The sequence below is a fragment of the Coriobacteriaceae bacterium genome (genome assembly GCA_025992705.1).
In the GTDB taxonomy this organism is placed as follows: domain Bacteria; phylum Actinomycetota; class Coriobacteriia; order Coriobacteriales; family QAMH01; genus QAMH01.
Genome location: DAJPGJ010000001.1, coordinates 821,002 through 846,222, shown reverse-complemented (window position 1 = coordinate 846,222; position 25,221 = coordinate 821,002). Strand labels below are relative to the sequence as shown.

The 25,221-nt window shown below is 59.8% G+C and carries 23 protein-coding genes and 1 tRNA gene; 7 read left to right on the top strand and 17 right to left on the bottom strand.

The window, feature by feature from the left end:
* Positions 1-30: 30 nt before the first annotated feature.
* The 4 genes from hisG to OIM11_03760 form a co-directional block, all read right to left on the bottom strand.
* Positions 31-693, bottom strand: coding sequence for an ATP phosphoribosyltransferase (gene hisG / locus OIM11_03775; protein HJJ00250.1), 663 nt, complete (start codon positions 691-693; stop codon positions 31-33).
* A 1-nt stretch (position 694) separates the two neighbouring features.
* The gene (locus tag OIM11_03770) at positions 695-1,813 is read right to left on the bottom strand and encodes an ATP phosphoribosyltransferase regulatory subunit (GenBank protein ID HJJ00249.1); all 1,119 of its coding nucleotides are present in this window, start codon (positions 1,811-1,813) and stop codon (positions 695-697) included.
* A gap of 101 nt (positions 1,814-1,914) precedes the next feature.
* The gene (locus OIM11_03765) at positions 1,915-2,757 is read right to left on the bottom strand and encodes a hypothetical protein (protein ID HJJ00248.1); all 843 of its coding nucleotides are present in this window, start codon (positions 2,755-2,757) and stop codon (positions 1,915-1,917) included.
* Between the two features lie 126 nt (positions 2,758-2,883).
* Positions 2,884-3,156 carry a cysteine-rich small domain-containing protein gene (locus OIM11_03760; protein HJJ00247.1) on the bottom strand — a complete coding sequence of 91 codons (273 nt, stop codon included), beginning with the start codon at positions 3,154-3,156 and terminating at the stop codon, positions 2,884-2,886.
* Between the two features lie 173 nt (positions 3,157-3,329).
* On the opposite strand from OIM11_03760, the gene thiM reads away from it, so the two are divergent.
* The 3 genes from thiM to OIM11_03745 are packed head-to-tail and all read left to right on the top strand — an operon-like array spanning position 3,330 to position 4,764.
* A complete protein-coding gene (gene thiM / locus OIM11_03755; GenBank protein ID HJJ00246.1) occupies positions 3,330-4,166 on the top strand; it encodes a hydroxyethylthiazole kinase in 837 nt (278 codons plus the stop codon).
* A gap of 1 nt (position 4,167) precedes the next feature.
* Positions 4,168-4,464: an MTH1187 family thiamine-binding protein gene (locus tag OIM11_03750; GenBank protein HJJ00245.1), complete on the top strand. Its 297-nt coding sequence runs from the start codon at positions 4,168-4,170 to the stop codon at positions 4,462-4,464.
* Positions 4,465-4,479: 15 nt separating this feature from the next.
* On the top strand, positions 4,480-4,764 hold the full coding sequence (locus OIM11_03745) for a hypothetical protein (GenBank protein ID HJJ00244.1): 285 nt from the start codon (positions 4,480-4,482) through the stop codon (positions 4,762-4,764).
* A gap of 16 nt (positions 4,765-4,780) precedes the next feature.
* Here OIM11_03745 and OIM11_03740 read toward each other — a convergent pair whose 3' ends face one another.
* From OIM11_03740 to OIM11_03710, 7 genes are all read right to left on the bottom strand, one after another.
* Positions 4,781-6,643, bottom strand: a complete 1,863-nt coding sequence (locus OIM11_03740) for a BspA family leucine-rich repeat surface protein (protein ID HJJ00243.1) — start codon at positions 6,641-6,643, stop codon at positions 4,781-4,783.
* A 213-nt stretch (positions 6,644-6,856) separates the two neighbouring features.
* The gene (gene tgt, locus OIM11_03735) at positions 6,857-7,972 is read right to left on the bottom strand and encodes a tRNA guanosine(34) transglycosylase Tgt (GenBank protein ID HJJ00242.1); all 1,116 of its coding nucleotides are present in this window, start codon (positions 7,970-7,972) and stop codon (positions 6,857-6,859) included.
* Positions 7,973-8,125: 153 nt separating this feature from the next.
* On the bottom strand, positions 8,126-9,187 hold the full coding sequence (gene queA, locus OIM11_03730) for a tRNA preQ1(34) S-adenosylmethionine ribosyltransferase-isomerase QueA (GenBank protein HJJ00241.1): 1,062 nt from the start codon (positions 9,185-9,187) through the stop codon (positions 8,126-8,128).
* A 135-nt stretch (positions 9,188-9,322) separates the two neighbouring features.
* Complete coding sequence (locus OIM11_03725; protein HJJ00240.1) at positions 9,323-9,694, bottom strand: hypothetical protein; 372 nt, start codon at positions 9,692-9,694, stop codon at positions 9,323-9,325.
* Between the two features lie 443 nt (positions 9,695-10,137).
* Entirely contained in the window at positions 10,138-11,442 is a 1,305-nt protein-coding gene (locus OIM11_03720; GenBank protein ID HJJ00239.1) for an MFS transporter, read from the bottom strand.
* Positions 11,443-11,522: 80 nt separating this feature from the next.
* Positions 11,523-11,900: a hypothetical protein gene (locus tag OIM11_03715; protein ID HJJ00238.1), complete on the bottom strand. Its 378-nt coding sequence runs from the start codon at positions 11,898-11,900 to the stop codon at positions 11,523-11,525.
* A 78-nt stretch (positions 11,901-11,978) separates the two neighbouring features.
* The gene (locus OIM11_03710) at positions 11,979-14,414 is read right to left on the bottom strand and encodes a molybdopterin-dependent oxidoreductase (protein HJJ00237.1); all 2,436 of its coding nucleotides are present in this window, start codon (positions 14,412-14,414) and stop codon (positions 11,979-11,981) included.
* Between the two features lie 352 nt (positions 14,415-14,766).
* Between OIM11_03710 and OIM11_03705 the strand changes: the two genes are divergently transcribed.
* From OIM11_03705 to OIM11_03695, 3 genes are all read left to right on the top strand, one after another.
* Positions 14,767-15,363, top strand: a complete 597-nt coding sequence (locus OIM11_03705; GenBank protein HJJ00236.1) for a TetR/AcrR family transcriptional regulator — start codon at positions 14,767-14,769, stop codon at positions 15,361-15,363.
* Positions 15,364-15,497: 134 nt separating this feature from the next.
* A complete protein-coding gene (locus OIM11_03700) occupies positions 15,498-15,917 on the top strand; it encodes a hypothetical protein (protein HJJ00235.1) in 420 nt (139 codons plus the stop codon).
* Positions 15,910-16,551 (top strand): epoxyqueuosine reductase QueH, encoded by a 642-nt coding sequence (locus OIM11_03695; protein ID HJJ00234.1) that lies wholly within the window; start codon positions 15,910-15,912, stop codon positions 16,549-16,551. The genes OIM11_03700 and OIM11_03695 overlap by 8 nt, the downstream gene beginning before the upstream one ends.
* Positions 16,552-16,826: 275 nt before the next feature.
* Here the strand turns inward: OIM11_03695 and OIM11_03690 are convergent, their stop codons facing one another.
* From OIM11_03690 to OIM11_03670, 5 genes are all read right to left on the bottom strand, one after another.
* Positions 16,827-17,030 carry a cold-shock protein gene (locus tag OIM11_03690; protein ID HJJ00233.1) on the bottom strand — a complete coding sequence of 68 codons (204 nt, stop codon included), beginning with the start codon at positions 17,028-17,030 and terminating at the stop codon, positions 16,827-16,829.
* Positions 17,031-17,246: 216 nt separating this feature from the next.
* On the bottom strand, positions 17,247-17,639 hold the full coding sequence (locus tag OIM11_03685) for a molybdenum cofactor biosynthesis protein MoaE (GenBank protein ID HJJ00232.1): 393 nt from the start codon (positions 17,637-17,639) through the stop codon (positions 17,247-17,249).
* Positions 17,640-18,075: 436 nt separating this feature from the next.
* Entirely contained in the window at positions 18,076-19,689 is a 1,614-nt protein-coding gene (gene nhaA / locus OIM11_03680; protein ID HJJ00231.1) for a Na+/H+ antiporter NhaA, read from the bottom strand.
* A 275-nt stretch (positions 19,690-19,964) separates the two neighbouring features.
* Positions 19,965-20,049, bottom strand: a tRNA-Leu gene (locus OIM11_03675).
* A gap of 12 nt (positions 20,050-20,061) precedes the next feature.
* Positions 20,062-22,101, bottom strand: coding sequence for a class I tRNA ligase family protein (locus OIM11_03670; GenBank protein ID HJJ00230.1), 2,040 nt, complete (start codon positions 22,099-22,101; stop codon positions 20,062-20,064).
* Between the two features lie 114 nt (positions 22,102-22,215).
* Here OIM11_03670 and OIM11_03665 point away from each other — a divergent pair, with 114 nt between their 5' ends.
* Positions 22,216-23,361: a 4Fe-4S binding protein gene (locus OIM11_03665; GenBank protein HJJ00229.1), complete on the top strand. Its 1,146-nt coding sequence runs from the start codon at positions 22,216-22,218 to the stop codon at positions 23,359-23,361.
* A 42-nt stretch (positions 23,362-23,403) separates the two neighbouring features.
* Here the strand turns inward: OIM11_03665 and OIM11_03660 are convergent, their stop codons facing one another.
* Positions 23,404-25,212 (bottom strand): Tat pathway signal sequence, encoded by a 1,809-nt coding sequence (locus tag OIM11_03660; protein HJJ00228.1) that lies wholly within the window; start codon positions 25,210-25,212, stop codon positions 23,404-23,406.
* Positions 25,213-25,221 lie beyond the last annotated feature (9 nt).

Here is a 25,221-nt window from a genome sequence, read left to right as displayed (position 1 = left end):
GACAGCGTGCCAGGCACGTTGCCCGTTGTCTCAACTCAAGCTCACGTCACGATCCCGCGTCAGGTCCTCGAGTCGCGCCGCCAGTTCGCGCACGCGCGCATCGGTGCGCACAGATGCGGAATTCGCGATGAAACGCGCCGTTGACGAAAGCACCTCGTCAACGATGCGCAAATTGTTCTCACGCAGCGTCGTGCCCGTCGCCGTGATGTCGACGATACGGTCGGCCATGCCCACAAGCGGCGCGAGCTCGATGTTGCCATGCATCTTGATGACGTCGACCTGCACGCCCTTCTTCTCGAAGAAGGAGCGCGTGATGTTGGGGTACTTCGTGGCGATGCGCAGCACCCCAAGACGCTCGTAGTTCTCCTCGGCAACGCCACGGCGCTCCTCGGGCTCGGCCACGATGAAGCGACAGTATCCGAACTTGAGGTCCACGAGCTCCATGACCGAAAGCCCCGCTTCGACAAGCGTGTCCTTGCCGCAAATGCCGCAGTCGGCTCCGCCGTAGGTGACGAAGACCGGGGCATCCGTCGGCCGCACGATGATGAAGTCGACGCCGGGGTTCGAGATGATGAGACGTCTACCCGGATCAGCCAGGCCCGTGGTATCGAGGCCCGCCTCGGTCAGCAGCTCCACCGCGTCGCCGAAGAGCGAGCCCTTCGACACGGCGATGCGCAAGTTTCTCCGCTCCATGCTACTCACCACCCAACTCGACGCGAATGCCCTGCTCGCGCAAGCGTGCCGCCTGCGCGAAGAGTTCATAGGGATCATTGCCATGCAGCGTTTCCTGTGCGCGTGTATCCGGTGGCGTGGCACCTTGGGCCTCGATGGCGGCCAGGACGCGCTCCAGGCCGATGGCAAAGCCAGCAGCCGGCTCATTGCGTCCAAAGGCCGCAAGCGTGGTGTCGTAGCGCCCGCCACTTGCAAGCGAAGCCGGCACTTGCGGCGCGTACGCCTTGAAGACGAGGCCGGTGTAATAGTCGAAGGACGAGACAATCGAAAAATCGACGATGAGCTTGCCACTTCGCGTATTGGCGATGACCAGCTCGTAGGTCTTCTCGAGCTCGTCGAGCCCATCGACGCAGCCGAGCGGCTCGCAAATCGCACGGCAGGCCTCGAACGCCTCCGCCCCACCGCGTATGCGCGCGAGCTGGGCGATGGCCCTCCCGTACGTCGGCTTGACGCCATCGGCGCAACTGAGCGCGTCCACGGCGACCATGTCGGACTTGTGGAAGGCGCGCAGCACCTGGTCACGCCACACGTCATCGTCGCATGCCGAGCGCACGAGCGCGTTGAGCACGCCGACCGTGCCTATGGCCACGGTGAAGTCACGCACGCCAGCCGCCGCGAGCGCCTCCATGCACACGCTCAGAACCTCGGCGTCGGCGATATAGCCCGCGCGTCCGATGAACTCGATGCCCAGCTGCGTGAACTGACGTTCTTGGCCATACGTGGACGCACGCTCGGTGAAAACGGGCTCGCTATAGTAAAAGCGGAACGGACCGAGTTTCTCGCGCAGGCGCGTCGCAGCCAAACGCGCCACGGGAATGGTCACATCCGGACGCAACACGACGAGGTTACTGTCACTGTCGAAGAAGCGAAATGGCGCTTCGGCACTCGTCGTAAACTGTGCGGCCGTATTATCGAGACTACGCGCCTCATCGAGCACGGCGGCAAGCTCAACGGCCGGCGTCTCGATGGGCTGATAGCCCCACAGCTCAAACTGCCTGCAAACGACATCGCTCGTCGAGCGTCGCCATGCCGCTTCGGTGGGCAGCACGTCGCGAAAGCCGCGCGGCGTTTTGGGAATCATCGTGCGTTCTCCTTCAAATCGCGTGATTGCACACTATAGCGCAACATCCATCACTCTATCACAGTAGAGTGATGGAGTATACCTATTATTTCTGCAGCTTGTTATACCTCGATGATGTTGCACGAGGACACGATGCGGCAGAGTTCGTCCTCGGCCGCTTCGCTCAGCAGCACGGCGCTCGTTTCCTCAATCGCGGCATCGGGCACACGCTGCGTCTTATCGCTTAGCTCGGACGGAACCTCAACATCGACATCGCCCGACACGAGCATGCGCTCGATATGCCCAAGCTCGGCCTGGCACACCTCAAGCAGGCGGCCCATGGCGTCCTTGGTGCTGACGCCGTCGGGGACGACGCATACCGAAAGCTTGTCTTTGCTGCCGTACACGAGCACGATGCCGGATGTACCGCGCGAGCCCGTGTTGACGATGAGCTGTGGCTTATCGGCGCCGAGTATGTCGATGGCAAGCAAGTTGCAGATGACATCGCCGCCCACCTCCGCGGCAAGACACGGCACGAAGTAGGCTTGTCCGACGGCAATCGAGTTCGATCCGGCGAGCATGTACTCGACATCGCGGCCGAACTCCCCCAGCTCCTCCTCGAGGTCATGTAGAAGCTCGGGCTGCTCGAGACCGGCAACCTTGCTTTCCATGGCCGTCGTGCCACTCACAACGGCAACGTTAATCTTTGAAAGCGAGACATGCGCTTGCTCGGCAAGCTCATCGAGCACATCAGCCAGCGTATTCTTGAGCTTTGTACCCGAAAGCGAGGCAAAGTCACCTGATTTTTGCAGCGTGGCGAGCAACTCGTTTGTCTGGAGATCGTAGATGCGGCAGATGACGAAACTCGTGCCGACATATGCGGCAACACCGTAACCCGACCCAGCACCTTCATCGGAAGAGAGAAAGCGTTCGAGGGCATCCGAGCACTCGATCGACTGAAACACCTTGTCTGTCTTCCCCGCTTCTTCCATATGATCTAGTTTAATAATATGTGTGTTAGCAGCGGCAAATACATGCAAAAAATCGGTTTACGCGTATTATTCTCCGATGAATGACATAGGCAACCTTTATCACTTTTTAGAAAGTTCCTTGAGCTCGTCATAATGCTCCATCACCAAGCGCGTGCCGGCATCCGCGCGATGCGGCAACGTGCACGCAGAACAATCCTTGACACCGGCATCGGTATAGGTGAAATCCCCACCACAACGCGGTCCGAGCGCATAGAGAGGACAGTAGCAAAACAGGCAATTGAACTCGTCCGGGGCAATGCCCTCGTGACAGGGAAAGTACTCACACGACTCGTGCGAGAAGAACGGATACTCATATGCCGGCTTGTCGTCCATACGTCGCAGTCTACCAGACGAAAGTCGCCGGGGCACATTTGTCTGGTCCGCGAGGTAAGCCACGCCTCCCCTGTCATTTCGACCGGAGCGGCCGTCAGGCCGCGGAGTGGAGAAATCTCCCCCGTGCGCTAGAATGAGAACTCGCACCCCTACCCAGAATGGAGATAAACCCGATGCAATGTCTCGACCAAACGCGCGAACGCATCCTTGCCGCCGTATCCGCCGTCAAAGAGAGCACGCCGCTTGCGGGCTCCATTACCAATTACGTAACCGTCGACTTTGTCGCAAACGCGCAGCTTGCGGCTGGTGGATCTGCCGCGATGGTCTATCTGCCCGATGAGGGCGAAGCCCTGGGTGCGCAATCCGGGGCATTCTACATCAACGTGGGCACACTCCTGCCCTCCCACGAAGAGGCAATGTGCCGCGCTGCAACTGCCCTATGCGAACATGAAACGCCTTGGGTACTCGATCCCGTCGGCATTGGCCTGGGCGAGGTGCGCGGACACATCCTTGCGCATATGAAGGAACACACGCCCACCATCATTCGCTGTAACGCCTCCGAAGCCATCGCGCTTGCCAGGCTCTGGGGACTCGAAGGTAACTATGCAACCAGTGGCGTTAAGGGCGTCGACTCCACCGACAGCGTCGATGGCGCTCGTGACGCTGCCATCGCACTCGCTCGCCACATCAAAGGCGCTGTCGCCGTATCCGGGCCCATCGATCTCATCACCGATGGGAAGCTTGTTGCCCATTCCCAAGGCGGGTCACCTCTCATGGAGAAAGTGACCGGCTTCGGCTGTGCACTCGGAGGCGTTGCCGCCGTATATGCCGCCTGCGCCGACCCCTTTACCGCAGCCCTTACCGCAAGCGCGGCCTTCAACCTCGCCGCAACCCGAGCAGCCGCTCACACGGACGCACCCGCAAGCTTCAAGGTCGCATTCCTCGACGAGCTGTATCGCGCCACACCCGAAGACATCGCCGCCAATCCCCTGACCCTCGAGGAGGCCTAGCATGAACGCGCTTGTTGCCGTCGCCATCGCGCCCTTCGGCGAAGGCGAGGAGTTATCCGAATACGTGGCCGAAGTCATACGCGTCATCCGCGATTCGGGACTCCCCTCGCGTACCAATTCGATGTTTACCGAGATCGAAGGTGAATATGACGAGGTCATGCGAGTCGTGAAGGACGCGACCTTCGTCCTGGCGGAGCGCGGCATCCGCACCGAAGTCATCCTCAAGGCTGACATCCGTCCTGGTCACACAAATACCATGACGAGCAAGGTCGCCAAAATCGACGCTATCCTCGACTAAGGAAGGCGAACGCGTATGCCCCAGACCGAAGTCCCCATCGAGCGCCGCTTTCACGGCTCGGTCAACCTCGTAATTCTGCACCTGCGCCGTGTCGCGCAGTCAAACGACATTGACGCCGGTCTTGCCGCTGCACGGCGCCTGCGCATGTTCGATGCCGATAACGAGGCTTTCGTGCGTCGCATGCTCGCCCTCGACGAGGCCCTGCAATCGGGCGGGGAGCTCCCCGAGCCCATCACGCCCGCACTCGCCGACGAGCTTCAGGCCTGCGCCCTGCGCCTCAACGCTGCCGACCCAGCGTAAAGCCGCTCTTGCAAGCCTACCGCACGCCGTACCAGGCGGTACCTTCGTCCTGCCATCCCAAGCTTAGGAGATTCTCCTTCTCGACGGCGCTTGACGTATAGTTATGGTTGTTCGCGTAGGCGTTGGGGTTGTACTGGCGATCCAGGCGCACGGATCCACCCGAGTACCAGCCCACGCCTTCGTCGTTCCAGCCCACGCTGATGAGATTGTCTCGCTCCACGACGCTCGTCGTGTAATGGTGCTCGCCACCGTACTGATTGTAGAGACGGTAGACCGGGTCTCCGGCGGCAGGCGCCACCCAGCCCACACCCTCATCGTTCCAACCGACGCTCACGCAGTTGTCACGCTCGACGGTGCTCGAGGTGTAGAAGTGCTCGCCACTGTTGGGGTTGTACAGGCGAAACATGGTGACAGGATCGAGAACCGTACCCGACGTGTTGCCGCTCACGCTAAAGCTGGCGCTCGCCGTTCCCGTGGCAAACACGAGATCGATCGTGTGCGTCCCGTTGTCAATCGTCTCCAGATACGAGGGCTTGAGCGTGACGAGCGTCGATCCCTCGTCATCGCGCTGCTCATAGTTGCCGCGGGCGATGATCTTGCCGTCCACGCGCACGCACGAGAGGTCGGCGAGCTTGCCCGTCGAACGGAACGCCGCGCCGCCCATGGAACCATGCGCCCAGTTTTGACCGTCACCATAGCTGATGATGGGACCCGGTGTGGAAGGACGGTACTTCACGTACACGTCGGCCATGTTGTTTCGCTCGTCGGCAATCTGGCGAGCGGTGAAGGTCTTGGAGGTGGCACCAGAGAGCCAGGTTGCCGTGGGCAGCGAAGTCCCCAAACCGCCACTGCCCTGGAAGGTCCAGCCATCGCCCACGCTCACGCGCTCGAGAGCAGGACAACCGTAGAACAGCGAGGATCCGCGATCGCAACCAGTCGAAACCCGGAAGCCGGAGATGTCGATGGACTTGACCGAAGAGCACCCGTAGAACATGTCGCGCATGTTCGTCAGGCTATCGGTCTTGAACGCGGAAAGGTCGAGGTCGGTGAGCGACGAGCAGTCGCGGAACATGTTCCACATCTCGGTCACGTTCTTCGTATCGAATCCCGAGACGTCCACCGAAGCGAGCGACGAACAAGCGCGGAACATCTCGAACATCTGCTTTGCCGCCGTCGTCTTGAAACCGCTCAGGTTGAGCGAGGTCAAAGCCGAACATCCGTAGAACATGCGATCCATGACGACGACCTTCGAGGTGTCGATATAACGCAGATCGAGGCTCTTGAGCCCCGTGCAGCCGTAGAACATGTACTTGATGTCCGTGACGTTATTGAAATTGAAGTTGGGCATGGTGAACGAGGCAAGCGAGGTGCAGCCGTCAAACATGCCACCTGCATAGCGAACCTTGGAAGTGTCGAGGTTGGCGATGTTGACGTTCGTGAGGTTCTTGCAATTGTAGAACAGGCCCGTCATCGTGTTGTTACCCCTGACACCGGGGGCGATATAGACGGACGTGATGCTATCGCGCCTGGGATACCACGGGGCGTTCGACTCCGCCGCACCGCTCACGACGCCACTATGAAAGTTGTAGTGGATATCCCCAAGGTCGCCACCACTGGCACTGTTGTTAGGCTCAATCACGAGCCTACCCGAAGATTCGATGCGCCACACGCAGGTGCCGGAAGTGCCCTGGGCAATGTTGATGTCCTGGGCCACGAGACCCGCGTCAGCATCGGATGCCACGGCCTCCTGGGCCGCGGGCTCCTCGACCTGAGCGGGCTGCGCCCATGCGGTCAACGGCATGAACGAAACGGCGAGTGCGATTGCCAGAAACACACCCGCGACACGCTTTGCGATTAAAGCCCCATATGACGTTGCCATAAAAGGCCCCTTTCCTCGTATGAACAGGCGCGATGCGCCATTCGTTATAACGTGGTCAACAGTATAGACACCGCATCTTACAACACGAGAACGCAAGCATGGAAATCCTCTGTCATTTCGGGCAAAGCCATAGGAACCCAAGCTGACTCGGAGGTCCAAGTTGACTTGGCTCGACGAAACGTGCCCCAAACGGCAATTCTCGTCAGCATACCTCTAGTAATCGTTAGCAGCCTCCGACTCCATCCACGCGCGCTCGAAGTCCGCATACTCACCAGCGGCAATGGCCTCGCGGGCGCGTCGCATGAGATCGAGCAGAAAGTGCACGTTATGAATCGAGAGCAAGATGCCGCCGAGCATCTCATCCATCTTCACCAGATGTCGGATGTAAGCGCGGGTGTGGTTGCGGCAGGTCGGGCACGTGCACTGCTCGTCGAGCGGCCCAAAGTCACGCGCGTACTTGGCGTTGCGCATGTTCATGCGGCCCGTGCTCGAAAACGCCGTGCCCATGCGCCCCGTGCGAGTGGGCAGCACGCAATCGAACATGTCGACGCCCAGCGCCACCGCTCGCACGAGTGTCGTGGGGTTGCCCACGCCCATGAGGTAGCGCGGCTTGTTTGCCGGCAGTGCAGCCGTGACCGTGCCCAGCTGCGCGAGCATGAGTTCGTGATCCTCGCCCACGGAGTATCCGCCGATGCCGTAGCCCGGCAGATCAAGCTCGCTTACCCGCTGGGCGCTCTCGAGACGCAGGTCCTCGAAGACGCCACCCTGCACGATGCCGAACAGTGCCTGGTCCTCGCGCGTATGTGCCGCCTTGCACCGGGCCGCCCAGCTCGCCGAACGCTCGACGGCCGCGGCGACCTCCTCCTTGGTTGCCGGGTAATGCGTACACTGGTCGAGCTGCATGATGATGTCGGCGCCAATGGCCTCTTGCACGCGCATGTTGTCCTCGGGCGTCCAACGGTGCTTGGAGCCATCCACGATGGAGCGGAAGTTCACGCCATCGGCATCGAGCTCGAGGGTATCGGCAAGCGAGAAGATCTGGAAACCGCCGCTGTCGGTGAGCACGGGATGGTCCCAATGCATGAAGCCGTGAATGCCTCCAGCCTCGCGAATGATGTCGATACCCGGCCTCAAATACAGATGATAGGTGTTGGCGAGGATGATCTGCGCGTGCAGATCCTCGAGCTGGGGATTGGTGATGCCCTTGACGGTTGCCTGCGTGCCCACGGGCATGAAGATCGGCGTCTGGACGTCACCATGGGGCGTATGCAGGCAGCCCAGGCGCGCCGCGCATCCGGGGTCAGTCGCTATCAGATCGTATTCGAACACGTGTAACTCCTTATTGGCGCATATCGGAACATTATATGGCACGGGAAGAGGCAGAGCCGAGGTCTAAGGGAGCGCGCCGTAAAGACCGCGAAGCGGGCTGTCGGGAAGCGACCGTCGAGGCGGCGCCCCTTCCCGTGCCATCTATCAGCTCCTCTACAGCAGCAGCATCGCATCGCCGAAGCTGAAGAACCGGTAACCCTCGGTCTTGGCAGTCTCGTAAGCATCCATGATCGTCTCGCGTCCCGAAAACGCGCTCACGAGCATCATGAGCGTGCTTCTGGGCACATGGAAATTGGTGATGATGGCGTCGCATACCTTGAACTCGTAACCTGGCAGGATGTAGAGACTCGTGGCCGCCCGCGTGCACGGTTCGAGCGCGCCGCCAGCCGCCGCGCTCTCGAGCGAGCGCACCGATGTCGTGCCCACGGCAATGACCCGGCCGCCGCGTGCCTTGGCTTCCTTGATCGCCCGCACTGTCTTGGGTGGCACGGTGTAGAGCTCGGTATGCATCTCGTGGTCGAGCGGATCGTCCTCCGAAACGATTCGGAAGGTGTCGAGTCCCACCTCCAAATGCACGCTCGCAATATCAACGCCGGCGGTTTTCAGCTCATCCAGAAGCCCAACCGTAAAATGCAGACCGGCTGTCGGTGCCGCAGCGCTTCGCTCCTCGGTCGAGTAAACGGTCTGGTAGAACTCGTCATCACCGGCGTATTCCTTGATATAGGGCGGTAGCGGTGTATGGCCCACCAAATGAATGGCTTCGTCGACGCTCATGGCCCCCGGCGTCGTAAAGCGCACCGACCGCGAGCCATTCGCCTCGTCGATTCCCATGATCTCGCCCTCGAGCACGACTTCGCCGTCATGCTCGAACTCCATGCGCGCGCATGTCTTGAGGCGCTTGCCGGGCTTGACCAGGCAATTCCAGGTCTGCTCATCGGCGGTATCAGGCGCATCTGCCACCTTGTCGAGCAACAATGCCTCGGCTGCTCCGCCCGTACCCTTCTTATGACCAAGCAAGCGAGCCGGCAGCACGCGCGTCTCGTTCACGACGAGCAGGTCGCCCGGATGCAGATACTCCCCGATATCGCGAAAGACGCGATGTTCGAGGCTTCCATCGCGGCTCACGACCATGAGCTTGCAGGAATCACGCGGAATGGCCGGCTGCTGTGCTATGAACTTTTCGGGTAATTCGTAATCAAAATCTTCGGTCTTCATCGACACCCTCAAAATGAGACAGTTGCTCAGAGTAACTGTCTCATTAATTGCTTCTACCAATACGTGACGGGCAAGGCGAGCGTAACGTTCGTCGTGTCCAGATAGCTATACTACCACGCCGACCGTTCCCACAGCCTATTTGCCACTCGCGACGATGAGCCTTTCGCACTCGTATCCGTAGGGGCACGTTATCTCCTCCACGACCTCGATGCATACCTGCCCTTCGGCATCGTACATGAGATCGCGCTTGTGATTCACAAACCAGAAGACGGTGTCGATTACAACCATCACGGCGTTGATGATGTAGAAGATCAGGACGAAGGAGATGGTCTCGGCGGTGAGCTTCGAGAGGATTCCGCAGGCATAGGCAAAGAGCGCGAAGACCAGGAACATAAGGCTCTTTCCCTTGGAGGTCTTCCCGCGAATGTCCTTGACGATATTCATGGGCCAGGAGAGCCCGAAGCCTATGAGAAACAACATCTCGAATATGCTCGATATCGTAATCATGAAAGGTCTCCGTCCGTAGCGTCGTGCGTCAGTATGGCACGTATGACACCGTCTCGCAGCCGGGCATTCAGCTCACACAACTAGCGGGAGCCACTCCCGCCTCCGTCTTCCGCACCTACCGGTTTGGCAGTGGCCATGCCGGGCCTTGGGGGCAGTGGACGCCCGCATTCGTCGCAGTGCATCGCATCGCTGGCGTTCCGATGCCCACAAGCGGGGCATGTTCCCATTACGAGCATGGGCTTAGGCGTTCCCGTGCATTTTCCGCACCCGACGCAAGCGTATCCGCAAGACATGGTTTCTCCTCGTTTCCCGTAAGAGACAAGCGACCCGGGGGCATCAAGCCCTCGGGCCGCGAAGTTCCTCGAAGTCCGCAAAGGTGATGCCGGGCGCGCCATTGCTAGAGGAGGGAACACGCCCGACATCATGAGGAAAGGGACTACAACTTATTCGGCATTGCTTGTATCGCACTTCTTCTCAGCAAGAGCTTCGGCTTCTTCGAGCTCACGAATCTCGACGACGGCTTTATCGTCTTTGACGAAGATGAGGACGACGATAGCGGCGATGAGCATGAGCGGAGCACAAATGAACTGCGAATTGGCAAACCAACCGAGCACGGCGACGCTCGTGGAAGCGAGGAACGCAAGACACTGTGCAATACCAGTAACGAGCGCCATGACCATCAGGGCCATGTCGCATTTCATCGAGTCCGTGCAAAGCAGCGGCGTAATGCCTCGAGTGTAGGTTGGGATGAACGAGGCGCAGATGCCCATGATGATGCAGAAGGCCCATGCACTGAAGGCGTCCTTGCCCGGCGTGAAGGCCAGGAAGAAGAAAATCAGGGCGCCGATGATATAGAAGACCACAAGGGACTTCTTGCGAATGGGGAACTTGTCGGATATGACACCTGCGACGATTCCCAATGGAATGGTGATGATGGCAAGCCAGTTCGGCAGCATGGAGGCGTCGAACATGCTCATGCCTTTCTCCTCCATCAGGAAGGTCGGATACATGCCGTTAATATTGACGACGTAGACGTATACCCAGATGAGGAAGATACCGCAGACGACAAAGCCCGAAGCCGGGAATTGCTTGCCGTGCTTCGCCTCGACATCGGCATTGCCCGCAACAATCGTGTTCTCGTTCTTCGCGGGCATCTTCACGAACACGACAAGCCCGATGAGAGCGATAACCTCTAGGATCAACGTCGCGAGCCAGATATTCTGCCATGCGCCAGTCGCATCGAATATAACCGGAGCCGTAAAGAACGCGATGATGGTTCCGCAGGGAATCCACTGTGACCAGATGCCAACGGCCATACCCATCTGCTTGCGTGGGAAGAGCCTCGGCAAGATATTGGGACCACAAACGCAAATTAGGCCATAGGCAACGCCCTCAATAGCACGTCCAGTAAAGAAAATGGCAGCGTTATCACCGGCTAGCCAGCTAATGAGGGTACCGATGATCATGATGATGCAGGATGCCACGACCATGAATTTGACACCGACCTTGCGCATGACAAGCGCGCTAATGGGCGCGAAGATGACGGCGGCAATCGAATAGAAGGTCATGATGAGTCCGATCATGGCGGCATCGATTCCCAGGGCGGAACCTAGCACGGGCATAATCGGAGATGCCTTGAAGAGGTTGCATGAGGCCGTGAAGCCGAACAGAAAAAGCGCGGCAAAGGCGAGCCAGCGCTCCGTATTGGTGGTCTGCCTATCCAGAACACCATATTTCACGATTGACATTATCCCTCCCATAAGACCAGTTGTTTCCATGATTGGGTGCCCTCCGGCGTCCCACCCAAGACGCCGGAGGCATTTCGTGCTTACTTACCGAGGGCAAACAGGACGTAGTCCTTGTGCTCCTTGGCTTTCTCGGCCATCTCATCGATGGGGCCGAATTCGATGCACTGCGCCTGGCAATGCTGCACGCAGGTGGGCGGTTTGCCCAGGGAGCGCCTGTGTGCGCAGGTGTCGCACACGGAGTTGGGGGCGGCAAGATAGCCAAACTGCCAGTCATCGCCACCCTCCTCGAGGGGCCAGTGGCCCATGTCGTGGACCATGATGCCAGTCTGTCCTACGGGCAAGCCGTGCTCCATCTGGCAAGCGATCTCGCAGGAGTGGCAACCCGTGCACCACTGGTAATCGATGAGCATTCCGTACTTCGCCCTCGTTCGGGCGTTGAGCTCAGCTGGAGTTTGCATAGCGCACCTCTCTTCTCGTACGGGGCGCAGGCCGACGCCTCGGTTCGCGCCCCGTGGTTCGTCTTGATCTCGTTGCGGCTATTCCGCTTCGGCCTTGGCGGCATCACGCTTGGCGACCAGGGCGTTGCGCTGATCGACCAAGTCCTGGATCGCCTCGACACCCTTACCGTCGAGAGCCTGCGAATGCTCGCCTTCCTCGCCGGTCAGGAAGGCCCCGTTGGTGTCGTCTTCCGGCGTCACCTTGTAGAGCTTGACCAGCGTGGTCTTGTAGTTGGAACCGAATCCGGCCTTGCCGGGAATGCCCGGAAGCAGGTTATTGACGTTGAGGTCATGCGTGTCATAGAGCTTCTCGGGGTCGCCTTCCGGATGCCACCAGGCATGGTCGCAGGCAATGACCTTGGGGTTGGTGTAGATGTTCGTGACGACGACCTTTGACTTGCAGCGGCCGTACACGTTCTCGATCCAGACCCAGTCGCCATCGACCAGACCGTACTCTTCCGCCGTCTTGGGGTTCATGTAGACGTTGGCTTCCTTCTTGAGGTTGCGCATGCGCTTGACCTGACGATGCTCCGAATGGAACAGCGACCAGGGACGGGCGCCGGTGGTAAGTACCAGCGGATACTCGTCGAGCAGCTCGGGCGTGGAGTTGGGACCTGGCACCGGCTCCTCGAAGTAGGGCAACGGGTCCATGCCGGCGCTATTGTAGAACGTCGACCACAGCTCGATGCGTCCCGTCGGCGTGCCAAAGCCCGGCTGTCCGTCGGCGCGCAGGCGGCCCGTCTCGTAACGCTTGTAGCTGAACGGCAAGTAGATGGGGCCTTTCTCCCGAACGTCCTGGAAGCTGTAGGGCGTCTGCGCCTCGAGCATGGCGCTGAACATCTCGTCGACGTTTTCCCAGGGCCATGCCTCCGGGTTGAAGCGCTTGCCGAGCAGAAGGTTGATCTCCATGTCGGACTTGCACTCGCCCACCTGGCACACCTTGTTGATGACCTCGCCGCGCTGCACGCCGTCACCGACGCGGATACCGTCGCGCTCGGGGAAGGTCGCCGCTGGGAGCACCACGTCGGACGTCGCCATGATGGTCGGCGTCATGAACAGGTCGACCGACACGTTGAAATCGCAGTTCATGAGACCGGCGTAGGTCTCCTGCGGGTCGGCGGACATGCAGGACAGCGTATTGTTCTGCTGCAGCCACGTGGCATGGATCTTGTAAGGCTCGCCGGTCACCATGGTGTGGCGCAGCTCGTCGGGCTGGGCGATCTGGAAACCGAAGTTGAGCAGTGGATACATGTCCAGACCGATGCGCTTCTTCCACGTCTCTTCGGGGCAAAGCTCGCGACCCCAGCCGCCGGCGTAGTTGAGAATCTCGGGTGGAGCGATGATGCCGCCAGGCACGTCGACGTTACCCGTGATCTGGAAGCATGCGGCGATTGCCTGGGAAGCCGGCAGGGCCTCCTTGGTCATGTCGACCGCGACGCCCCACTGCATGGTGGCGGGCTTGCTGTTGGCCAGAAGACGGGCAGCCGCGACGATCTTCTCCTCGGGAATCCAGGTGATATCCGCGACCCGGGACGGCGTGTATTCCTGCACGCGCTCTGCGAGCTCGTCAAAGCCGTAGGTCCAACGGTCGACGAAGTCATGATCGTAGAGGTCCTCGTTGATGATGATGTTAAGGAAGCCCAAGGCGAGCGCCGCGTCGGTGCCGGGACGGATGGGCAGGTGAATCTTGGCATGCGAGGACAGCCAGGTGACCTTGGGGTCGATCATGACGACTTCCATGCCGCGCTTCATGAGGTCAACGACCCAGTGGCCGTAGAAGCCATCGGAGTTCGCGCGCAAGGGATAGTTGCCCCAGATGAACATCGTCTCGGGAACCCTGTACTCGGGATTGTCGTAGCGATCAGCAAACTGCTGCGAGCAGTCAGCCACCCAGAACGAACCGGCGGTGGCAGCCATGCCGGCGACGCGCGGCAGGTAGCAGGCACAACCAGACAGGAACAGCACGTAGTTGGGCGAGCCGAACGACCAGCACAGGCGTGTAATGTAGGCGGCGATGTCACGGCCGGTACCCTGGCCGAAGACGACGGACTCCGCTCCGTACTTCTCCTTGATGTCGAGGAAGGTCGTCGCCACCAGGTCGATGGCCTCTTCCCAGCTGATACGCTCCCACTTGTCCTTGCCACGGTCCTTGGGATCGCGCTTCATCGGATACAGGAGACGGTCCTTGTGGTAGGTCACCTCGGGAACATCCAGGCAACGCACGCACAGACGGCCGCGGTTGTAGGGGTTCTCGGGGTCGCCCTCGCACTTGACGAACTTGCCGTCCTTGTCCGTATACAACAGGACGCCGCAGCCGTCGTGACAACCAGGGCCCGACCATGCACTGCCGCGGGTGACGGTCAAGCCGTCCTCCTCGTAGCGCCAGGGGTGCTTGTGCGGGACTTCAACGTAGTCGCCGACGAGCTGCGTCGACACGCCACTGTTGTTGTAGCCCTCCACTCCATGTTCTGCCATAATCCTCACTCCTCTCTCCTTGCATGGCAATGTCTTGCCATGCTCCAGAAAACAGCCCATTGGAACTGCCTGACCCCAACGCAAAAAACGTCAGAGTTCTCTGATTGGTAGATTAGGAAGCACGGTTTTCACATGGAACTTTCAATGCCGTCGCAGCGCCTGAAACTAATCTACAGCTCCCGCATGCTGTCAGGATGACGTGCCAGCATATACACCTTCTTCGAGACGTTTTTGTCACTTCCATTCATATGTCAGGAATAGTCAGACAGAATTGCTCTTTTGTCCAAACGTCACAAAAAGGCAATAAAGGCGAGTACATTAAAGAAGGGGAAAATCGAAGAGGGGGGCTATGATGAATGAGGTCTTTGGGTTCAACCTGAACGAAACTCGACTCGCTGTTGTGAACGCCTTTGAGAAGCTGCTGAAGGAGAAGCCCTTCGACGAGATCTCCGTAACCCAGATCTGCAACGAAGCGAGCATATCGCGCGCGACCTTCTACTATCATTTCAAGGACAAATGGGACATATGCCAGTGGCACTACGGCGTCATCGCCGAGCATTTCCTCTTCCAGACGGGACGCACCCTCAACTGGTTCCAAGCAAACTTCCTCAACACGACCGCATTTGCCGAACACGACACGCTCTATCGATGGGGCTTTGGCATGGAAGGCTATCAATCACTCTTCGAGCATGCCAAGCGTCGGCGTATCCAGACGCTGCGCGAGACAATCGTCGACTACAAGCACGAAAAGCTCGATCCGGAGTTGGAATTCCAGATTGTGGCATTGGCAGATGCCGAAGTCGGCGGTGTCACGCACTGGTTCGTCGGAAACATGCCGTACAGCATTGAGACCCTATGCAGGTATCTTGACGACGCTGTTCCACGAAGGCTCTACAACATGCTGAACGAGCCGGCTGATGACACCATCTCACGCCTCTTCAGCCTATAGCGGTCGCTCCCGACGCCCCTTCGCGATTGTGTTGATTTTGGGGTCGTTCGCCGCAGAATTGGTCAATCCAACATGCGGCCCATCTAGTTGTACTAGCATGCTTTGAAATCCCACACATTGGTTTGGAGTTACACGTGAAGGTCCTCGGGAACATCCTCAAGGGGATATTCGTCATCATCTCGGTCATTTGCATCGCGTTTTCCGCGTTCTTCGTCTACAGCGCCGTGAGCGGCAACACTGGCCCCATCGACAAACTCGAACGTGGGCTTTCGACGCTAGCGCATGTCACGGGCGTGAGCACACCAGCGGGCTCGACAAGCACCGTCGGCATGCTCACGCAGGACTTCGGCCTCTCGACGAGCCAGGCGGCAACCGTCATCGACATCGCCGACCAGCTCGGCGTCAACACCGACGATCCCGCTGCCGTAAGCGGTTTCGTCGCCAAGAACATCGGCAACAAGGACGAGATCCAAGACATCGCCGCCATGTACCAGGCGGGCGAGATATCGGAATCCCAGGCCAAGTCCATGCTCAAGGACATCGTCAATGTCTAGCGGCACACGCATGCTTCTGCACGCCTGCTGCGGGCCGTGTTCGCTTGAGCCTACCCGCATTTTCGCGCAAGAAGACGTCGAGTTCTCAATCCACTACGCCAACTCGAACATCTTTCCACCCGAGGAATACGAACACCGTCTCTCCACGCTCAGAGAGCATGTATGCGATCCGCAGGATATCGAGCTCATCGAGGGTGATTACGATCCGAGCGCCTGGGAGCGCGAGGTCGCCGTATACGGCACCGACCGCGAAGCTCGCTGCCGTGCCTGCTACCGACTGCGCTTCGAGGAAACGGCTCGCGAGGCCAAAAAGCGAGGCTTCGACACGATCTCAACGACGCTCACCATCAGCCCGTACCAACTGACGGACGTCATCCTCGAGGAGCTCGAGGCGGCGGCTGCGCGTCACGGGCTCAACGTCGATGCGCGTGACTTCCGCGACCGCTACCAAGAGGCAACGCGCATCAGCCGCGAGAAGGGCATGTACCGCCAGAACTACTGCGGCTGTCGCTTCTCCATCGCCGAGGCGCAGGCACAGCGCGAAGCCGCCAAGATGCAACGTGACCAGGAGAAGCACATCCGCCACGTGGCGTTGCTTTGCATGGCCGCCGAGGGCGTTCGCACCCAGAAATAGCATGAGAGCGAACAGGCAAGCCCTGCTTGTCTAAAACCAGCGGCGACTGCACCTGGCATGTTTCGCGAGATATGGCACGCAAATACGTCGCTTTTGGCAAGTTAAGCGGCCATTGGTACGCCTACTTGCCATTTATGTACCAGAAGAGCGCATTCTTGCCAGCGCGCATGCAACCGAGACAAATACCCCCCCCCCATCGGGTACGCTCCCTCCCCGCTAAACGAAAAGGGCCCCGCTTGCGCGGAGCCCTTTAGGCGTCAGTATGAATCGAGAACTTAAGCCTTGGTGACGTTGCTCGCCTGCAGCTTGCCGTTCTGGCCCGTCGTCACCTCGAAGTTGACTTTGTCGCCCTCGTCAAGAGTCTTGAAGCCGTCCATCTGAATCTCGGAGAAATGCACGAACAGATCGTCGCCATCCTCACGAGAGATGAAGCCGTAGCCCTTGTCGGGATTGAACCACTTAACCGTACCTTCAGCCATTTGAAACGCCTTTCGTTTGGCTCCGTTAGGAGCTCCAATACACGCAAACCGGGCGGCCAAGCCCAAGCAAGCGCTTAAAACACGTGCCAAACACGTTATCTACATTCTAGAATAATTATATTCTCGCCACAAGAAAAACATTGCCCCAGAAGAAAGCCGTTACCTGCACGAGTTCGGCGCAGACATGGCCATGGCAGAGGCTGTCACCCGCACAAGCTAGCCCGCGATTTCGACTTCCTGCACCATCTCGTTCTTGATCTTGCCCACGAGATTCTGAAGCGCGTCAATCACGTTGGGGCGAATGTCGCCACCGATGAGCACGTACATGATGTCGTCACCCACGGACAGCGTACCCTCGTTGAGCCATACGCGCACGTACTCGATGCCCGGCCAGGTGAGCGCTTCCTCCACGGCAGCATCCACGGCAGCGGCATCATAGCTGAAGTTCATGCCCGTAACCTTCGTGCCGTCATCAATGCCCTCGCGCACGAGCTTCTTGGGCAGCTCGCGCACGGTACCGTTATGCGCAAGATACATGCCGCAGCGCGGTGCGCTCTCGTCAGCCTTTGCCTCGGCGAGCCACTGGTCCATGGACGGTGATTCCTTCATCGATTCCTCCTCACAAATGGGACATTGCCCCATTATCCTCACGAGCGCAGAATTTTGAGCAGAGTGTACCACAGCGGGTTGCCACACAATGCGTCCTCATGGTCAGATAGCCAGCATCCCAACCCCACAAATGCAAAAGGGACTGCTAAAAGCAGCCCCTTAAGTCAACCCCATCCCCTGCCGGTAGGATGAACCCACCCTGTAAGGTGGGCTCCCACACTGGGCGTTCCAGCTTCCCCACCGTCGTAACGAGGGATACCTTTCCGACCCAAGATCTCGGGATCCCATAGAATTGCCATCGGTCCATCGCAATAAGCCGGGTCAGAGGATGAAGCACTACGTACTATACATACTACCTACGGCAAGAAACAGTCTTGACATTCGCCCGTTGCCTTTTCCCCATTAAGCCAACACATGCATCAGGGGGTCTGGTCTTCTACACGTTCTTGACTTCGATCTTGAGCTCGCCGGGTACGGTCGCACTCTCATGCGCCATCCGCATGCGCTCGGAAAGCTCCTCGTCACCCAGCGAATCGACAAGTTCCTCGGAATCGCGGCCCATCTCGGCATCCGCATGCGAGACGTTGCCGTCGTCGGGCACCACGGTGACATAGCTGATGCCGCGCTTCTGATCTGCCTTGGCTTGCAGAAACAGCAGCACAAAGCCTACGATGCCGGCAACCGTCGACGCAACCAGAATCGAGAGCTTGGCCTCGGTGATGAGCATCGCATCCGCATAGGCGAGGTTCGCCACGAAAATGGCCATCGTGAAACCGACGCCGCCGAGCACCGACGCACCAAACATGTGACGCCAGGTCACGAACTCGGGTAGTTGCGCAATCTTCGTCTTAATCGTGATGAAGCTGAACAACATGATGCCAATGGGCTTGCCAAACACCAAGCCGCAGAACACGCCGAGCACGACCGGCGAAGATGTGACCATCGCGAGGTCGAGCCCCGTCACCGCGACGTCAGCGTTGGTCAACGCAAATAGGGGCAAAATGAGGAAGTAGACCCATGGATAGAGTTTGTGCTCAAGACGCGTGGCCGGGGGCACCGCCTGCTTGGATATCTTGCTCAGGCTCGAGACCGTGGTGATGTAGTCCTTCTGCGCCACGAGCGGCGTCTCGTCGCCCTCGTAAAAGCTGTTGGCCATGCGCAGGCGCTTGTTGGACCAGTCGAAGAAGTTGTCGAGGTTGACGCGCGAACCCGACGGAATGGCAAACGCGAGCAGCACACCGGCAATCGTCGAGTGAATGCCCGAAGAGAACACGCAGAACCACAGCACGCAGCCCACGAGCACGTAGGGTACGAGCGAATAGACGTGCATGCGGTTCATGACGATGAGCGCGACGAAGACGACGGCGGCAGCAGCCAGCCAGAACAGATCGGGGCTCTCGCCGTAGAAGATGGCGATGACGAGGATGGCGATGATGTCGTCTGCGACAGCCAGCGTCGAGAGGAACACGCGCACGCCGTTGGGCACGCGGCTCCCCAGAAGCGACAGGATGCCGAGGGCAAAGGCGATGTCGGTCGCGGTCGGCACGCCCCAGCCCATGAACGCCTCGGGGTGCGTCGCGTTGAAGATGAGGTAGATGACTATGGGGGCGAGCACGCCGCCCAACGCGCCGAGAATCGGCAGGATGGCCTGGCGGATGTTGGTGAGCTCGCCGGCCGTCATCTCGTACTTGATCTCGAGGCCGACGAGCAGGAAGAACACGGCCATGAAGATGTCGTTGATGATGTGCGCAAACGACATCTCGCCATGAAAAGGCCCTATGCCGACGGAGACTTGCGTGTGCCAGAACTCGAGGAAGGGCCCGTGCGCGGGCGTGTTGGCAACGATGAGTGCGATGATGGCAGCCACGAGCATGATGGCCGCGGCCTTCGTGGACGAGTGCGTGAACTGGATGAGCTGGCGCAGTCGCTTGTTGCGACCTTGCACCTCAGCGATGAACAGCCCGTCGGGGTCGGGATTATCGGGACCGGGAATGATGGGCGTGTCGGAGAAGTCCTCGCGCGCGTCAGTATCGTCATGTTGGTTGGTCATCAGAAGCTCCGTTTTCTATCGTATAGAGGGGATGGACCGCTGGGCTCCCACCCGTCATCTCGACCGGAGGGACACCATGCCCCCACCCGTCATTTCGAGCGAAAGGCGCAGCCGCACTCCCCTGTCATTTCGAGCGAAGGGGCGAAGCCCCGAAGTCGAGAAATCTCGCCCTTTGCCGCAAGTGAAACCGAGATTTCTCGACTCCACTCACTCCGTTCGCTACGCTCGAAATGACAAAAGGGGCAGTCTCTCGCTGCCCCGTACATCGTGTCTATTGGTGCCCGAGGTGGGAGTCGAACCCACACGCCCAGAGGACAACGGTTTTTGAGACCGTCGCGTCTGCCATTCCGCCACTCGGGCACGTGACCGGTATTATGCCATATCCTCGTACTGACTGGGATGCTTCTTGAAGAAGTCGAAACGCGGCGGTAGCTCCTTGAGCGGCTTGCTTCCCACGGCACGCTCCTCATCGGTAGCCCAGAAATCTATGGACTCGAAGACGTGACACCAGTTGAAGAAGCCCGCATCCTGCGCCCCGCACGAAGCGTCCTTCGGCTCGATGGCGAGATGCTCGAAGATGAGCTCGCAGCCACGCGGCACAATGGGATGCATGAGCAGCGTGGCGCAGCGCAGATAATGGAACGCGTCGCGCAGCAGCGCCTCAACGGCACCTTCGGGCGCATCCTCGGCAAGCGCGTTACGGCTCTCGCTTGCCCACCACTTGTTGATGCCACGCAAGAACTCGTCCATCTGCGCCATCACGGCATGCATCTCGAAGCAAGCCATGTGTTCCTCGTATTCGAGTACCGCTTGCTCGCACGCGGCACGCACGTCCTCGCTCGGCCCACCCAGCGGCAGGCGATCGTCGCAGTGCTTCTGCGCCGTGTAGAAGCACGAGCGTGCAATGCGGTTGAAGATGTTAGTGAGCAGCGCGCTTTCCTTGAGGACGGGATCGGGCACCTTCTCGTTGGCGTTCGGGTCGAGCACCTTGGGCGAGAAACTCGCGGGCTTGACGCCCAGGCCCAGCGAAATCCAATGCGAGCGTAGTTGCTCGGGCGTGTAGTAATCGAGCAGCTCGGCGGCCATCGGCGGTTTGATCGCGCCCGAGCTCGAAGCCTTCTTGCCCATGAAGAGGATGTGGTAGTTGGGAACGAGCGTCGTCTGGCGCAGCTCGTCGCCCGTGCCATCGACGCGTGGCTCGTGACCGGCCTGCGTGCCCTGCCACAACGCCGTCTGCGCGACGCCGTAGAAGTAGATGTTGTCCTGTCCGATGAACTGGTAGACCTTCGCGTCATCCGAGCACCACCAGGTGCGCCAATCACTCGCATCACGGCCGCTCTCCTCGAGCGCCGCCTGCGAAAACGCGATGGGCGCCCACAGCGACTCCGGCCAGCACCACACCGTGGCATCCGGCAGCGTGCCGTCCAGATCCGGAGCCTTCACGCCCCACTCGATGTTGCCGGTCAGCCGGAAGGGGACGAGCGTTTTGCCCGTGCGGAAACGCAGGCCGTGAGCATGCATGACCTCGACGGCGCGTTCGCGCTCGACAATGCTCGCGAACTCCACGCCAAATGAGCTCTTGCCCTTCTCAGCCGGCAGCACGGAGTGCGGCGGCAGCTCTGCCTCGATGGCGACGAAGTCGTCGGCGAACTTTTCCTGAACGTAGATGATGGGCGGCGCGAGGAAGGACTCGACCTCGTCGACGAGCACGCGACGCGTACCGCACTGGCCCGCAACCTGCTCGATGTGCGCGGCGATGAGGTCATGGAAGCGCGGCAGCTCGAAGTACCAGTTGCTCACCTCGCGCATCTCGGGAGTCTCGCCGGTAAGCGCGGATTTGGGAGCGATGAGGTCGACCGGATCGTACTGGTGACCCAGGTCGCATTCGTCGGCGTAGGCCTTCTCGGACTTGCAGCCCTGCACGGGGCAACGCCCGATGACCTGGCGACCGTTGAGGAAGGTGCCCGCTTGCGCGTCGTAGAACTGGGGAGTAGAAAGCTTCTCGAGCCAGCCATTGTCGTAGAGGCGCGTGATGAAGGCATCGGTCATCTCCTGCTGTTTGATGCCGGAAAGCCCGATGCCACTTCCCTCGTAGATGTCGAGGCTGATGTCGTAGGCGTCGAGTGCGGCCTTCTGCGCGTCATGATTCATCTGCACGTAATCGGCGATGCTGCCATCGAACTCGCCAGCCTCGACGAGCTTGCGGTAACCCTCGTTGATGGGAGAACCGTAGCAATCGGTGCCGCTCACGAACAGCACGTTATCCGACCCGATGCGATCGCGCAGGAAGCGGGCATAGACATCGGCCGGCACGAAGACGCCGGCGATATGGCCAAAGTGGAGGCCCTTGTTACCGTAGGGCATGCCCGCCGTGACGACGGCGCGCTCGGGAAATTCGGGACGTTCGTGCACGAAGAAGCCTTTCGCTCGTAGCTGACAAATCGTTGATTATACGGCAAACGTGCAGACGGCGTGTCTGGCACGCTGTCTCACCCACCAGACGACACTCATCGCTATAATTCCCCCATGAGCAAGATCGACACCATAGAGAGCATCTCGGACAAGCTGGCCGCGACCTCGATTTCGGTCGTGCCCAAGCGCTGCGTCTACATTCGTAACTGGCATTCGCGTTGCCGCAGCTGTCTGGCAGCCTGTCAGCACGACGCCATCAAGCGCTCGCTCGGCCATCTTTCCATCGACTCGGAGCTCTGCACCAACTGCGGTGCCTGCGTGGCGGCCTGCCCCACATCGGCCATGAACACGACTGCGCCCTCGGCCACGGAAATCGTGCGTCAGGCCCGCATTTCGGCCGAGCGCAACGCCGGCAGCGCGGCGTTCATCTGCGCGCGACATGCCCAGGCAACGCACGTCGATACCGACCGTGTCGTCGTGCTGCCCTGCCTCAACTATCTCGACGAATATCTCATCACCGGCATGTTCGCGCTCAAGTTCAAGCGCGTCGTCCTCTTCACCTTGAGCTGCGAGGGGTGCGACATCGACTGCGAACAACCCTACTTCGAGGAGATGATCCGCAGCACGCGCCAGGTGCTCGACCTGTGGAAGGTGCCCGGCACCTTTGCCACGCTCGACGAGGTGCCAGCCACCCTCGTCCTCGACAAGCCACGTGCGCAGGCGAGCGTCATCAAGTCCGATCGGCGCGAGGCCTTCGAGCAGGCCGGTGCCTCGGCAGTCGGATACGCCTGGCATGCCGTGAGCTCGGCCATCGGCAGCCTCACGGGCGAGGCCGCACCCGACCCCAACGCCCAGATCATCATGACCCCCGAGGAGCGCTTCGCTCCCGACAGCTACCGCAGCATACGCCTGCTCAGGATGCTCGAAACCATCGGCACGCACCCGCAAGGTGCCACCATCGACACGCGCTTCTGGGCCTCGGTCGATATCGATCCCGATCGCTGCAAGCACTGCGGGGCATGTGCGCGCATGTGCGTGACCCAGGCGCTCAAGTACCACGTCGATGACGAGCGACGCGCAACTCTCAGCTTCAGACCCGCGCTCTGTGTGAACTGCCATCTCTGCCGTGATAGCTGCATCTCGCATTCGATGATCTACACGACCAAGGTTCCTGCGGCGGACCTCGTGCCCGACGTCGTCAAATTCCTCTACAAAGACGAGGGGCTTCCCCAGAAGGGAAGCCCCCACATCGGCCTATAACCAGACAAAAGCGCCCCGGCGACAATTGTCTGGTCGCGCAGGTCAGAGCAGCGTGAGCGCTGTGACCTCGCGCGTGTTGTCCTTCTCGGTGTACATCACCGACACGCGTGACCCGGCCCGCAAGAACGGCATGTTCTCGTTGGCCGAAATACCCGCGATGTAGATCATCGGATCACCGGCGAGCTTGAAGTAGTACCGCGTGTTGCCATCGAAGACCACCGACTCGATGGCCTCGATCTGGCCATCCACCGAAGGCAGGATGCCACTTTCGGCAATGGCTCCCTCGTCGATCTCAACCTGGTCGTCGTTGGTGAGCGCCGCGATGTAGGCGTTCTGCGCATCGGCGACCGTCGAGCCCGTGCCGACGATCTGGTACTGCTGCACGTCGACGAACGCGTACATCTTGACCAGGCCAGCCGCATCCTTGAGCGACAGGAAGTACGTGGGCCTGTCGGCGATGTTGAGCAACAACGGGAAGGTCGCTTTGTAGCTCATCTGCTGTACCTGGCCCTCGGCAGACGACATGGCCGAGGACTCGGTCGCACCCGCGCAGGTGTAGTAGCGCGGCTCCTTGGTGCGCAGGTTGACGAGCGCAAATCCGACGAGCGACTCATCGCTGTTGGCGCTCGTCATGCCCGTGTACATGTAGACGTCGTCATTGATCGCGAGATAGTTGTACCCGCCGCCGACGCTCGAAGAGCTCTCGGAGTCATTGAACAGCCCCGGTGCAGGAGAGCCCGTGGGCACGAGTACGCCGGTCTGGCCGATGAGCGAGTTGATGAAGCCCGAACGATACTTGCCGTAATAGCCAAGCTGCCCGTAGACGAGGTCAGCCGTGAAGACCTTGTCGCACCAGCTGGGCACTTCATCGAGCGCGTACTTCGTGGTCTCGCCCGTGCAGGCGTTCACGAGAATGGCGCCATCGTAATCCTCGCCGCCAAACAGGCCGATGCGCATCTTGACGGTGGGCACGATCCAGTACGGCTCGCCCTCGTCGTTAAGCTCGAAAGCCGCCTCGCCGAAAATCTCGAACGGGAACTGGAAGCGCACGTAGCGATACAGGTAGTTGTTGAAGTGTTCGCCCGTGGAGATATGCATGTAGTGGCCCTCGGGCAGGCGCACGAGCTGCGTGTCCTGCGTGGCCATGTTGACCGTGACGAAGCCAGGCAGACCCTCCCAGGTGTTCATAAGCCACTTGATGGGGTCGGCGTAAATCAGCGGTGCCACGCGATAGGGCTGGCTCTCGTAATTGATCTGGGTATAGGAATCGGCTCCCTCGTCGATGGCAAACTGGCTCACCAGGTCGCTCATCTCGCCGATGGTGCGCGAGCCGAGACGCACGGCCGTATCGCGATCGACGACGGGCACGCTCTTCATCGAAATCTCGGAGATGTCCTCGGCAAAGTTGCCTTCCTTGACTTCAAGCAGGCCCGAGTAGGCTCGTGCGTTGAAGAGCGGGGAGCTCGCGATCTGCCCGACGAAGATGCCGAGGAAGAGGAAGATGATGAGCGCGATGACCCAGAACAGCCAGCTGCGCTTGGGCACGGCGGACTTGTCGCCATCCGCCTTGGCTTGCTTGCGAGCTGCGCGACGCTCGCGGAACTTGAAGATGTAGCCGAGACCCTCGCGGTTGATGCCATCGATGAAATCGGAGATGAAGCTGGTCGAGGCATCGTGCGCACGCGGAACGCCAAAGCACACCGCGATGATGATGAGGCACCAAATCAGGAAGTTCCAGAACTGCACGCTCTGGATGTTGATGGGCGGGATGGTCACGTAGTAGAGAATCCCGATGACGACGATCGTGATGATCAGCGGAATGACGATCGTCTTCTTCACGTTCTTTTCCATGCGCTTGCT

What these genes read in the sequence shown, in the direction of transcription:
- hisG (HJJ00250.1), bottom strand. Translation starts at nt 693, where the DNA reads ATGGAGCGGAGAAACTTGCGCATCGCCGTGTCGAAGGGCTCGCTCTTC.
- OIM11_03770 (HJJ00249.1), bottom strand. Translation starts at nt 1,813, where the DNA reads ATGATTCCCAAAACGCCGCGCGGCTTTCGCGACGTGCTGCCCACCGAA.
- OIM11_03760 (HJJ00247.1), bottom strand. Translation starts at nt 3,156, where the DNA reads ATGGACGACAAGCCGGCATATGAGTATCCGTTCTTCTCGCACGAGTCG.
- thiM (HJJ00246.1), top strand. Translation starts at nt 3,330, where the DNA reads ATGCAATGTCTCGACCAAACGCGCGAACGCATCCTTGCCGCCGTATCC.
- OIM11_03750 (HJJ00245.1), top strand. Translation starts at nt 4,168, where the DNA reads ATGAACGCGCTTGTTGCCGTCGCCATCGCGCCCTTCGGCGAAGGCGAG.
- OIM11_03745 (HJJ00244.1), top strand. Translation starts at nt 4,480, where the DNA reads ATGCCCCAGACCGAAGTCCCCATCGAGCGCCGCTTTCACGGCTCGGTC.
- OIM11_03740 (HJJ00243.1), bottom strand. Translation starts at nt 6,643, where the DNA reads ATGGCAACGTCATATGGGGCTTTAATCGCAAAGCGTGTCGCGGGTGTG.
- queA (HJJ00241.1), bottom strand. Translation starts at nt 9,187, where the DNA reads ATGAAGACCGAAGATTTTGATTACGAATTACCCGAAAAGTTCATAGCA.
- OIM11_03725 (HJJ00240.1), bottom strand. Translation starts at nt 9,694, where the DNA reads ATGATTACGATATCGAGCATATTCGAGATGTTGTTTCTCATAGGCTTC.
- OIM11_03720 (HJJ00239.1), bottom strand. Translation starts at nt 11,442, where the DNA reads ATGTCAATCGTGAAATATGGTGTTCTGGATAGGCAGACCACCAATACG.
- OIM11_03715 (HJJ00238.1), bottom strand. Translation starts at nt 11,900, where the DNA reads ATGCAAACTCCAGCTGAGCTCAACGCCCGAACGAGGGCGAAGTACGGA.
- OIM11_03710 (HJJ00237.1), bottom strand. Translation starts at nt 14,414, where the DNA reads ATGGCAGAACATGGAGTGGAGGGCTACAACAACAGTGGCGTGTCGACG.
- OIM11_03705 (HJJ00236.1), top strand. Translation starts at nt 14,767, where the DNA reads ATGAATGAGGTCTTTGGGTTCAACCTGAACGAAACTCGACTCGCTGTT.
- OIM11_03695 (HJJ00234.1), top strand. Translation starts at nt 15,910, where the DNA reads ATGTCTAGCGGCACACGCATGCTTCTGCACGCCTGCTGCGGGCCGTGT.
- OIM11_03690 (HJJ00233.1), bottom strand. Translation starts at nt 17,030, where the DNA reads ATGGCTGAAGGTACGGTTAAGTGGTTCAATCCCGACAAGGGCTACGGC.
- OIM11_03685 (HJJ00232.1), bottom strand. Translation starts at nt 17,639, where the DNA reads ATGAAGGAATCACCGTCCATGGACCAGTGGCTCGCCGAGGCAAAGGCT.
- nhaA (HJJ00231.1), bottom strand. Translation starts at nt 19,689, where the DNA reads ATGACCAACCAACATGACGATACTGACGCGCGCGAGGACTTCTCCGAC.
- OIM11_03665 (HJJ00229.1), top strand. Translation starts at nt 22,216, where the DNA reads ATGAGCAAGATCGACACCATAGAGAGCATCTCGGACAAGCTGGCCGCG.
- OIM11_03660 (HJJ00228.1), bottom strand. Translation starts at nt 25,212, where the DNA reads ATGGAAAAGAACGTGAAGAAGACGATCGTCATTCCGCTGATCATCACG.